This is a genomic window from Streptomyces aureus (assembly GCF_001418135.1).
Lineage (GTDB): Bacteria > Actinomycetota > Actinomycetes > Streptomycetales > Streptomycetaceae > Streptomyces > Streptomyces aureus_A.
This window is the reverse complement of sequence record NZ_LIPQ01000176.1, coordinates 1-11,010: the sequence shown is the minus strand read 5'-3', so window position 1 is coordinate 11,010 and position 11,010 is coordinate 1. Positions and strand designations below refer to the sequence as shown.

9 protein-coding genes and 2 pseudogenes are annotated in these 11,010 nt (G+C 74.8%); 3 read left to right on the top strand and 8 right to left on the bottom strand.

Features of this window, described 5'->3' with window-relative positions; genetic code table 11:
• On the bottom strand, window positions 1–261 hold a 261-nt coding region (locus tag AOK00_RS41595), incomplete at its 3' end, for a helix-turn-helix domain-containing protein (protein ID WP_437441419.1).
• On the opposite strand from AOK00_RS41595, the gene AOK00_RS37225 reads away from it, so the two are divergent.
• Window positions 196–336, top strand: coding sequence for a helix-turn-helix domain-containing protein (locus AOK00_RS37225; RefSeq protein ID WP_437441420.1), 141 nt, complete (start codon window positions 196–198; stop codon window positions 334–336). The genes AOK00_RS41595 and AOK00_RS37225 overlap by 66 nt on opposite strands.
• A 307-nt stretch (window positions 337–643) precedes the next feature.
• Here the strand turns inward: AOK00_RS37225 and AOK00_RS16545 are convergent, their stop codons facing one another.
• Window positions 644–1,402 (bottom strand): SDR family oxidoreductase, encoded by a 759-nt coding sequence (locus tag AOK00_RS16545; RefSeq protein WP_055601078.1) that lies wholly within the window; start codon window positions 1,400–1,402, stop codon window positions 644–646.
• Between the two features lie 50 nt (window positions 1,403–1,452).
• Window positions 1,453–2,262 (bottom strand): NAD-dependent epimerase/dehydratase family protein, encoded by an 810-nt coding sequence (locus AOK00_RS16540; RefSeq protein WP_055601077.1) that lies wholly within the window; start codon window positions 2,260–2,262, stop codon window positions 1,453–1,455.
• 261 nt (window positions 2,263–2,523) lie between these two features.
• Here AOK00_RS16540 and AOK00_RS16535 point away from each other — a divergent pair, with 261 nt between their 5' ends.
• Window positions 2,524–3,456 carry a 5-dehydro-4-deoxyglucarate dehydratase gene (locus AOK00_RS16535; protein WP_055601076.1) on the top strand — a complete coding sequence of 311 codons (933 nt, stop codon included), beginning with the start codon at window positions 2,524–2,526 and terminating at the stop codon, window positions 3,454–3,456.
• Window positions 3,457–3,515: 59 nt separating this feature from the next.
• Window positions 3,516–4,652, top strand: a complete 1,137-nt coding sequence (locus AOK00_RS16530) for a hypothetical protein (RefSeq protein ID WP_055601079.1) — start codon at window positions 3,516–3,518, stop codon at window positions 4,650–4,652.
• A 67-nt stretch (window positions 4,653–4,719) separates the two neighbouring features.
• Here AOK00_RS16530 and AOK00_RS16525 read toward each other — a convergent pair whose 3' ends face one another.
• The 5 genes and pseudogenes from AOK00_RS16525 to AOK00_RS16510 all read right to left on the bottom strand — a co-directional run.
• Complete coding sequence (locus AOK00_RS16525; protein ID WP_055601075.1) at window positions 4,720–5,427, bottom strand: GntR family transcriptional regulator; 708 nt, start codon at window positions 5,425–5,427, stop codon at window positions 4,720–4,722.
• Between the two features lie 129 nt (window positions 5,428–5,556).
• Window positions 5,557–5,727: pseudogene (locus AOK00_RS38375) on the bottom strand (cytosine deaminase); the annotation flags it as partial.
• Between the two features lie 75 nt (window positions 5,728–5,802).
• Window positions 5,803–8,589 (bottom strand): SpoIIE family protein phosphatase/ATP-binding protein, encoded by a 2,787-nt coding sequence (locus AOK00_RS16520; protein ID WP_055601074.1) that lies wholly within the window; start codon window positions 8,587–8,589, stop codon window positions 5,803–5,805.
• Entirely contained in the window at window positions 8,586–10,652 is a 2,067-nt protein-coding gene (locus AOK00_RS16515; protein ID WP_055601073.1) for a SpoIIE family protein phosphatase, read from the bottom strand. The genes AOK00_RS16520 and AOK00_RS16515 overlap by 4 nt, the downstream gene beginning before the upstream one ends.
• A gap of 134 nt (window positions 10,653–10,786) precedes the next feature.
• Window positions 10,787–11,010, bottom strand: a pseudogene (locus AOK00_RS16510) (MFS transporter); the annotation flags it as partial.

Here is an 11,010-nt window from a genome sequence, read left to right as displayed (position 1 = left end):
CAGCTCCTCGCGGACCCGGTCGAGGCGGACCTCCCGCACGTACGCCATCGGCGACATCCCCACGTACTCGCGGAACGACTCCTGGAGGCGGCGCACGCTCACCCGGGCCAGGGTGGCCAGCTCGGTGGTCGTGAACGGATGCTCGGGCCGCTCCCGCACCGCGTCCATCACCCGCTTGACCGGGTCCGCGAGGAGCTGCGGGCGGCCGCGCCGGACGAGGTGGGCGTGAGTGAGGTGGCCTGGCGCTGGGGCTTCGCCCACCAGGGCCGTTTCGCGGCGCGCTACCGGGAGAAGTTCGGCGAGTCGCCGTCGGAGACCTTGCGCGGGTGTCGCTGAGCGGGCCGTCCGCACCCCCGACGCGGGGGTCGTGCGTCCGGCGCCGCCGGTCCGGCGTACGCCGGGGGCGCGAAAGGGGCGCGTAATTCGCTGACCGGTGAGATTCCATGCATCAACCCACCGCGCATTCCGGACAGAGGTCGCGTTCCGCGGCTCGCGATGATCTTCGTCCGGGCCTACGGTGGGCAGGTCCGGCGCCGGCGTGCGCTGTGACCCGGGCCCCGGCCGGCTCCCCCGTATCAGTCCGGCCGGGTCCTGCGTACCCCCGCTCGCTTCTGCCGCCCCCACCCCTGAGCCGCGGGGAGTGTCAGGCAAGCCCTCCGTTGCTCATCAGCAACTGCCCGTTGATCCACTGCCCTTCGGGCGAGCAGAGGAAGTCGACCAGGTGCGCGGTGTCCCGAGGGGTGCCGAGGCGGCCGAGCGGCGTCTGCCGCACCATCTCCTCCCGGAGCGGCTCCGTCATCCAGCCGGTGTCCACCGGACCCGGATTCACGACGTTGGCGGTGACCCCGAGGTGCGCGAGCTCGCGCGCGGCGGCCAGGGTGATGCGGTCGAGAGCACCCTTGCTCGCCCCGTACGGGAGGTTCCCCACGGTGTGGTCGCTCGTCAGGGCGATGACGCGGCCGGTCCCCGGAGGGCCGGTGAACCGGCGGCCGTACTCCCGGATCAGCAGCCAGGACGCGCGCGTGTTGACCGCGAAATGGCGGTCGAAGCTCTCGACGGTGGTGTCGAGGAGCCCGGAGTCGACCGACTCGCAGTGGCACATGACGAGGGCCGTGACCGGGCGTCCGAGCCGCTCCTCGGCCGTGTCGAAGACGCGTGCGGGCGCCTCGGGGTCGGCGAGGTCGGCCTCGACGGCCGTGCAGGCGGCGCCCCGCGCGGCGAGCCGCCCGGTGACGGCCGCGGCCGCGCCCCGCTCCTCGCCCCACTCCATGCGCCGGTCGTACGGGGTCCAGTACGTGAACGCGACGTCCCAGCCGGACTCCGCGAGGCGGTCGGCGATGCCCGCGCCGATGCCGACCGTACGGCCGACGCCGGTCACGAGCGCGAGCGGACGCTGGTCCATGGGGATGCTCCTGTCGTTCGGTGCGGCCCCCGGGGCGGGGTCGCGCGGGGTCAGTGCGGCCACTGGGGCGGCGTCACGCAGAAGTGGCCGCCCAGGTAGAGGGCGTCGGCGCTGTCCTCCGGCGGGAAGCCCTTGTCGGCGATGAGCTTCTCCGCGAAGACCTCGGAGTCGTCCTGCGGGGCGAAGCCGAGCGCCCGGGCCGAGGAGAGGTCCCACCACGCGCGCGTGTTGGCGGACGAGCCGTAGACGACCGTGTGGGCCACGTCCTCGGCGGTGAGCGTGGCGTGCAGCAGACGGGCGCAGTCGGCCGGGCTGAGCCACATCGACAGCATCCGGACCGAGGTGGGCTCGGGGAAGCAGGAGCCGATGCGGACCGAGACGGTCTCGACGCCGTGCAGGTCCCAGTAGAGCTGTGCCAGGTCCTCGCCGAAGCACTTCGACAGGCCGTAGAAGGTGTCGGGGCGGTGCGGGGTGTCGACCGGCACGAGCGGGTCGCCCGCGCGCGGCTGCCGGGTGAAGCCGACGGCGTGGTTGCTGGAGGCGAACACCACGCGCGGGACGCCCTCCTCGCGGGCGGCCTCGTAGAGGTTGTACGTCCCGGCGATGTTGGCGGCCATGATCTTGTCGAAGGTCGACTCCAGGGAGATGCCCGCCAGGTGCACGATCGCGTCGACGCCCCGGACCGCCTCGCGCAGCGCCGCGCGGTCCGCGAGGTCGGCGACGATCGCGTCCGGCGCCCCCGGCACGGGGACGACGTCCAGGAGGCGGAGCTCGTGGCCGTACGGGGGCAGCAGCTCCCGCATCAGCGTGCCGACGCCTCCGGCGGCGCCGGTGAGCAGGACGGTGCGGGGTACGGCCATGGAGCGGATCTCCTCCGTCGAGCGGCACGCGGTGGTCTCCCTCCGCGCGCCCGTGGCATTCACCTGAGTGGCATTCACAACCGTGGACACGCTAGGGAGCGGCCCGACGGAGCGTCAAGAGTGTGCGACAGGGCGCGTTCTCTCCTTGACCGGCCCTTCCGTGCTGTTCTAGCGTGCGGATCGTCAGCGTTCAAGAATATGGATGACAGTCATAACTGTGCACGAGATGGCCCTGCACGACGGACTTCCCTGGGAGCGACCGTGACCACTGCCCCGCTCGCCGGCCGGCTCGACGGCCTGCTGTTCTTTCCCGTCACCGCCTTCGCGCCGGACGGCTCCGTCGACCTCGACACCTTCCGCGCCCATGTGCGCGCGGGCGTCGACGCGGGCGCCGCCGCCGTGTTCGCCTGCTGCGGCACCGGCGAATTCCACGCCCTCACCCCCGAGGAGTTCCGGGACTGCGTCGCCGCCGCCGTCGAGGAGACCGCCGGCCGCGTCCCCGTCGTCGCGGGCGCCGGCTACGGCACCGCCCTCGCCGTCCGGTACGCCCGGCTCGCCGAGGAGGCCGGCGCCGACGGGCTCCTCGCCATGCCGCCGTACCTCGTCGTCGCCGACCAGGCCGGACTGCTCCGCCACTACACCGAACTCGCCGCCGCGACCTCGCTCGACGTCATCGTCTACCAGCGCGACAACGCGATCCTCACCCCGGCCACCGCCGTCGCCCTCGCCCGCACGGACGGGATCATCGGCCTCAAGGACGGCCTCGGCGACCTCGACCTGATGCAGCGGATCGTCAGCGCCGTCCGCGCCGAGGGTCTCGACCTGCTCTACTTCAACGGTCTGCCGACCGCCGAACTCACCGGCCCCGCCTACCGGGGCATCGGCGTCACCCTCTACTCCTCCGCCGTCTTCTGCTTCGCCCCCGACATCGCCCTCGCCTTCCACCGCGCGCTCACCACCGGCGACGACACCACCGTGAACCGGCTCGTCGACGACTTCTACCGGCCGCTCGTCGAACTCCGCGCCCAGGGAAGGGGATACGCCGTCTCGCTCGTCAAGGCGGCGGTACGGCGGGGAGGCCTGGACGTGGGGCACGTACGGCCGCCGCTGAGCGAACCCGCGCCCGGCCACGTCGACGCCCTCATGCTGCTCGTCGAGCAGGGACGGGCCGCCCTGAAGGAGCTCGGCGCGTGAGCGGGGACGCGGCGGTCGCCGGGACCGCCAGCGCCGGCGCCGGCGCCGGCGGCGGGGGCATGCGCGCCGGTGCCTTCGTCTACCCCTGGGACGTCGACGGCGACCCCGCCGCCCCCGGCCTGCTCGCCGAGCTCGGTCTCGCGCAGGTCACCCTCGCCGCCGCCTACCACTCCACCCGGGCACTGACCCCCCGTCACCCCGCCCACCGGATCGTCACCGCCGAGCACGCCGCCGTGCTCTACCCGCCGGACCCGGACCGCTGGGCCGGCCGGCCGCTCCGCCCGTACCCGGCGGGGGAGTGGGCCCCCGGCGACGCCTTCGGGCGGGCCGCCGAGGCCCTCGCGCCCACCGGCCTGGAGGTGCACAGCTGGGTCGTGCTCGCGCACAACTCCCGCCTGGGTGCCGAACATCCGGAGACCTCCGTCGTCAACGCCTACGGCGACCGCTACCCCTGGGCGCCCTGCGTCGCCCGCCCCGACGTCCACGCCCTGCTCGTGGAACTGGCCGCCGAGGCCGCCGTACGGCCCGGCGCCGTCGGTACCGAACTGGAGTCCTGCGGCTGGTACGGCCTCGCCCATCTCCACGCCCACGACAAGACCGGCGGCGTCGCCCTCGGCGAGCGCGAGCAGTTCCTGATGTCGCTCTGCTTCTGCCCCTCCTGCCGGGAGGGGTACGGGGAAGAGGGCGCCGATCCCGACGAACTGGCCGCCGCCGTGCGGGGCGCCCTGGAGCCCGTATGGGCCGGATCGGGTCCGCCGCCGGGCGGGCTCGGTGCCCTGGAGGCTCCGGCCAGGGCCTGGCGCGCCGGGGCCGCCCGCACCTTCCAGGAGGCCGCCGTGGCCGCCGTACGGGCCGCGGCCCCGCCCGGCTTCCGGGTGCTGCTGCACGCCGAACCCGACCCGTACCGGTGCGGCGCCGACACCGGAACCGACCCGGCGCACGTCCTGGGCCTCGCGGACGGGGTGGTCGCCCGGCCGCACCGGGTCGCGGAATTCGCGGCCCACGCGCGCGTGGACACCGTCCTCGCGGCGAACCTGTCCGTCGTCAGCGGCATGGGCGGCGCGCCCGACCGGCTGGCCGACGAGGCCGGGCGGGCCCGCGAGGCGGGCGCCACCGAACTGCGGCTCTACCACGCCGGGCTGGCCACGGACGAGGACCTGACCGCCGTCCGGACGGCCCTGCGGAAGCTGGGCTAGGGACTCCAGGGCTGCCGCGGGTGTCCTGCCGATCGGGCCGGACACCCGTAGGGGCACCTCCCTGTTCCTAGGACGCCTTCTCCGGCTCCGCCGGAAAAGCGGCCAGCAGGCGGGCGGCGGAGGCGCGGGTGTCCGCGACATGGGCGCGGGCCAGTGCCTCCGCGCCGTCCTCGTCGCGGTCGCGGACGGCCTCGTAGAGCCGCTCGTGGGCGCCGCACATCGGCTCGCCGTCCGACTGCGCCGAGGTGAGCCGGAAGAGCCGCCGCAGCCGCGAGTCGAGCGGCGCCATCAGGTCCACCAGGAGCGGGTTGCCGGAGAGTTCGACGATCCGCCGGTGGAAGTCGGCGTTGAGGGAGACGAGCTCGCGGAGCCGTCCGGACTCCGCCGCCTTCCTGGCCCGCGCCAGCAGCCGCTCCAGGTCGCGCAGTTGGACGGCGCTCGCGTGCCGGGCGGCGAGCCGGGCGGCCAGGCCCTCCAGGTTCGCCCGTACGTCGAAGAGGTACTCGGCGTCCTCCGGGCCGAAGTCCGCCACCACCGAACCCCTGCGCGGCTGCACCGAGAGGAAGCCCTCCGACTCCAGGCGCTGCATCGCCTCGCGCACCGGTACCCGGGAGACCCGCAGCTCGTCGGCGATCTCCCGCTCCACGAGCCGCGTGCCCGCCGGGTACTCCGCCTCGATGATCCGCTCGCGCAGCTCCACGTAGACCCGTTCCCGCAGGGACTGGTGGGTGTCCCCGAGGGCGGTGCCGCGGGCGGCGGGGCGGTGGACGGTCATGGGGGCGGCTCCCGTCGGGTGGCTGTCTGCTCCTTCGATCTTCGCAGACGGGTTCGCGACGGGGAGCCGTCGGCCCGGCCCGCGGAGCTCGGCCCCGCGAACCGTCGCTTGGCATTCGGTATACCAGGGTCAGACCAGGCGGCCGTCCCGGGCCACCACCCGGCCCGCGCGGACCACCACGTCGCGGCGCGGAAGGTCCACCACGGCCTGCGGGAGGCACTCCCCGTCGAGCAGCATGAAGTCGGGGGGCGAGCCGGAGCGGAGGTCCGCCTTCGGGAGGCCCAGGAGGGCCGCGCCGCCGAGCGGTCGACGGTACGGAATGCGGTGCCGCGATCTGGTATACCGCGGAGTCCGTCGGCGCCCCCGCCCCGCTCCTCACCAGGCCAGATCCTCCAGCGCGTCCAGATCCGGCACCGTCGTCGCGACCGGTTCCGGGTCGTCCGCGCCCACCCGCAGCTCCGCCCAGATCGTCTTGCCGCGCCGGCCGTAGCGGGTGCCCCAGCGCTCCGCGTACTGCGCCACCAGATACAGCCCGCGCCCGCCCTCGTCCGTCGCCGCCGCGTGCCGCAGATGCGGCGAGGTGCTGCTGCCGTCCGACACCTCGCAGATCAGCGTCCGGTCGTGCAGCAGCCGCACCCGGACCGGGTCGGCCCCGTACCGCACCGCGTTGGTGATCAGTTCGCTGAGGACGAGTTCCGCCGTGAACGCGAGCCCGTCGAGCCCCCACTCCGACAGCTTCGCCGCCGCCGCGTTCCGCACCGGCGAGACCGCCGACGGGTCGCGCGCCACCTCCCACTCGGCGATCCGCTCGCGTTCGAGCAGCCGGGTGCGGGCCACCAGGAGAGCGATGTCGTCGCGCGGCGTCGGCGAGAGGAGGGTCGCGAGGACGTCCGCGCAGGTCTGCTCCGGGCTCCGGTCCGGGCGGGCGAGGGCGGACCTCAGCAGACCGAGACCCGTGTCGAGGTCCCGCCCCCGGTCCTCCAGGAGCCCGTCCGTGAAGAGCACCAGCTTGCTGCCCTCCGGAAGCAGCAGCTCCGTCGCCTCGAACGGCACATCGCCCAGACCCAGCCCCAGCGGCAGCCCCGGTGCCAGCTCGGGGAACTCCACCCGTCCGTCCGGACCCACCAGGGCCGGACCGGGATGACCCGCGCTCGCCACCGTGCACGACCCCGACGCCGGGTCGTAGATCGCGTACAGACAGGTCGCGCCGGTGATGCCCTCCTCCCGCCGCCGCCCCTCGCCGTCCGGCCCCTCCGACTCCCGGTCGTCGATCCGGGCCGTCAGCTCGTCGAGATGCCCGAGCAGCTCGTCCGGCGGCACGTCGAGGGTCGAGAAGTTGTGCACCGCCGTCCGCAGCCGCCCCATGGTGGCCGCCGCGTGCAGCCCGTGCCCGACGACGTCCCCGACGACGAGCGCCACCCGCGCGCCCGGCAGCGGGATCACGTCGAACCAGTCGCCGCCCACCCCCGCCTTCGCCGGGAGATAGCGGTACGACACGTCCACCGCGCTCTGGTCCGGCAGCACCCGGGGCAGCAGGCTCCGCTGGAGCGTCACCGCCATCGCGTGCTCCCGGGTGAACCGGCGCGCGTTGTCGATGGCGACCGCCGCCCGCGCCGCCAGCTCCTCCGCGAACGACAGGTCCTCCTCGCCGAACGGCTCGGGCGTGTCCGCGCGCCAGAAGTTCGCCATGCCCAGGACCACACCGCGGGCCAGCAGCGGCACCGTGAGCAGCGAGTGCATGCCGTAGGCGAGGGCCTGCGCCGCACCCTCCGGGTCCTGCTCCCGCCAGCCCTCCGCCGAGGCCAGCTCCGCCTGCGCCACCGCGTGCCCCGCGTTCAGGGCCGTCGCCATCGGGGTGCTGCGGACGTCGAACCTGATGGTGTCCCCGACCGGCTGGAGCGGCTGGTCGGGCCGCAGCCCGCTCAGCGCCGTCCGCCGCATCTCCGTGGTCGCCGGCGAGGACGGCGGCGGCTCCTCGCCGCGCAGCACCGGTTCGAGCAGCTCCACCGTCGCGAAGTCCGCGAACCGCGGCACCGCGACCTCCGCCAGCTCCTCCGCCGTCCGTACGACCTCCAGGGTCGTCCCGATCCGTACCCCCGCCTCGTAGAGCAGCTGGAGCCGGCCGCGGGCCACCGCCGCCCGGCCGGTCAGGGCGGCCAGCTCGGTGGTGTCCCGCATCGTCATCACGCAGCCGGACTCCCGCCCGTCCGGAAGGGTGGGCCGTACGCTCACCGCGAGCAGCCGGTCGCCGGCCCGGTGCACCTCGTCCGTCGCCGCCCGGCCCGACTCCAGGAGTTCGACCGTACGGGCGTCGAGTCCGAGCTCCGAGACGTGCAGCCGCTCCATGTCCGCCGTGAGGCCGAGCAGACGGCGCGCCTCGTCGTTGGCGAGCAGCAGCCGGCGGTCCGGGCCCACGATCAGGACCCCTTCGCGCACCGCGTGCAGCACCGCCTCGTGGTGCTCCTTCATCCGGGTCATCTCGGTCGGGCCGAGGCCGTGCGTCTGCCGCCGCAGGCGCCGGCTCACCAGGGCGGCCCCGCCCACGGCGAGCACGAGCGCGCCGCCGGCGACGCCGACGAGCAGCGGCAGCCGGTCCCGCACCGCGTCCGTGATGTTCTCCACCTCGACGCCGCTGGTGACGATGCCGACGATCCGGCCCTGGTCGTTCACGACGGGGACCACGGCCCGGACGGCGTCGTTGGGCGCGCCCCGGAACAGCTCCGTGTAGGACTCGCCGTCCACCACCGCCCGGTTGAGGTCGCCGGTCGCCCTGCGGCCGATCAGCTCCGGCTCCGAGTCGGTGTAGCGGACGCCGTCCCGGCTCAGGACGGCGATGAAGTCCACCCCCGTCGCCCGCCGGGTCTCCTCGGCCCGGTTCTGGAGCACGGCCGTCGGGTCGGGCGAGGCGAGCGCCGCGTCGATGCCGGGCGCCTTCGCGAAGGCCTCCGCGACCGCGAGCGAGCGGACCCTGGCGTCCCGCTCGGTGTCGCTGCGCGCCTGGTAGAAGGTCACGAACACGACCGCAGCGATCACCAGGAGCGCGATCAGCGCCTCCAGGGCGAACACCTGCCCGGCCACGCTCCGCAGCCCCGTCCCGCGCTCACCGTGGTGCTTCCCCGGTGCCCCGTGGCCCTTCCCGCGTGCCCCGTCCCGGGCCGTCATCCCGTGCTCCGGGCGATGAGCAGCGCCACGTCGTCCGCCGCGCCGGGCCGGCGCAGTGCCCGGAGGAGCTGGTCGCAGGTCTCCTCAAGGGGCCCGCGCATGTCGTCGAGGAGGCCCACGAGCAGGGCGAGCCGCTCGTCGATCGCGTCGTGGCGGGTCTCGATCAGACCGTCCGTGTAGAGCACGAGCCGGTCCCCCGGCCGGAAGGGCGTCCGGGTCGTACGGAACGTGCCGCCGCCGACCCCGAGCGGGGTCCCCGGCGGTACGGTCACCAGCTCGGCCGGGCCGTCCGCCGGGACCCGTACCGGCGGCAGATGCCCCGCGTTCGAGATGCGGCACCGTTCGAGCGTCGGGTCGAACACGGCGAAGAGACAGGTCGCGATGTAGTGCTCAAGGCCCGCCGTGATCCGGTCCAGATGCCGCAGGACCTGGGCGGGCGGGAGGTCGAGGTCGGCGAACGCGCAGGTGGCGGTCCGCAGCCGGCCCATCGTCGCCGCCGCGTCGATGCCGCTGCCCATCACGTCCCCGACGACCAGCGCCGTCTTGTCGTCGGGCAGCGGGATCACGTCGTACCAGTCGCCCCCGACCTCGCTCGACGCCTGCGCGGGCTGGTAGCGGGCCGCGACCTCCAGACCCGCCCGCTCGGGCGGCGCGCCCGGCAGCAGACTGCGCTGGAGCGTCACCGCCGAGTTCCGCACGCTCTGGTACCAGCGCGCGTTGTCGATGCTGACCGCCGCGCGGGCCGCGAGCTCCGTCGCGAGCAGCACGTCGTCGCCGTCGAAGGGCAGCCGGTTGCGGTCCCGCTTGAGGTCCAGCGCGCCGAGCACCTCGCCGCGCGCGATCAGCGGCACCGCCAGATACGAGTGGACCCCCGCCCGGGCGAGCAGCGCCGCCGCCTCGGGACTCCGCGCGATCCGGGACAGGTCCCCGGGGCCGACGTGTTCCACGAGGACGGGCAGCCCGGTGTGCACGCACCGCGTGACGAGCCGGTCCGCCCCGTACATGGTGATCGCCCCGGGCGGGTCCGCCGCCGGCAGCGCGTCCGTCCGGCCCGCGGCCTTCACCGCGAGCGCCCGGAACAGTTCGGGCCCCTCCTCCGGCGCGCCGGGTCTGCGCAGGGCGAGGACGGAGTCGAGGACGTCGACGGCGGCGATGTCGGCGAGCTCCGGCACCACCACCGAGGCCAGCTCGTCGGCCGTCCTCTCCACCTCCAGGGTGGTGCCGACCCGGGCCGAGGCGTCCGCGATGAGGGCGAGCCGCCGCCGGGACCGGTCGGCGTCCGCGTCCGCCCGCATCCGCTCGGTCACGTCGATCACGGAGGCGGCGACCCCCAGGATCCGGTCCTCCGGCCCCTCCAGGCGGTAGAAGGAAACCGACCAGGCGTGGTCGTGGTCCGGGTCGGCGGGGGTCCGTCCGACGGTGGGATGGTCGAGCAGCGGTGTGCCGGTTCTCAGGACGGCGCGCAGCGCGGCCTCCAGGGCCGGGGCGTCCATCTCGGGCACCATCTCGCCCATCCGCCGTCCGAGGTGCAGCGCGGCCGGGATCCCGTTGATGCGTTCCAGGGCCGGGTTCACCAGGACGTAGCGGAGCTCGGTGTCCAGGACGGCGAGGCCGATCGGGGACTGGGACACGAGCCGGTCGGAGAGCGCGAGCTCGGCCTCGACCCGTTCGACGGCGGAGTGGTCGGCGGCGATCCCGAGCGCGTACAGACCCCCCAGGTCGTCGGTGAGCCGCATGTTGCGGAACTCCACGTTCCGAACGCTGCCGTCCTTGTGCCGCACGGGGAAGACGCCCGCCCAGGTCGTGCCCTCGCGCAGGACCTCGCCGAAGAGGCGCAGCGCCTCCTCCCGGTGGTCCGTGCCGACGACCAGCCGGGCCATGTACTGGCCCAGGGCCTCCTCGGCACGGAAGCCGAAGAGGTCCTCGGCCTGCGGGCTCCAGAGCACGATCCGGCCGTGGGCGTCGATGACGACGGCGGCGACCCCCAGTACGTCGAGGAGGCCCTTGCCGTCGAGGGGCACGCCGACCCGCCCCGTCGTCCCCGGGAAGGAACCGGCCGTCACACTGCCCTCCTCCCGCCGCGCCCGAGCTTTCTTCCATGCTCGCCGCCCACCGGTCGCCCCGCACCGCGAGCGCCACGGGGGTGCCGGGCCCGATCGGCCGGACGCCCCGGGGAAGCGGGGTCGGTACGGGGCCGTCAGCCGGCCGGGACGGACGCGTTCCGGGTACGCGTCTCCCGGTCGCGCCCGCGCCGCCCCCTTACCGCGACCACCGCCGCCCCCCCCGTCCCCGCGAGCGCGAGCAGCGGCAGCAGGACGCGGACGTCGACCCGGGCGACCAGGCCCGCGCCGAGGGCGAGGGCCAGCGCGTTGGGCGCCATGACCAGGGTGTGCGCGGTCGCCGCCACCCGGCCCACCGCCT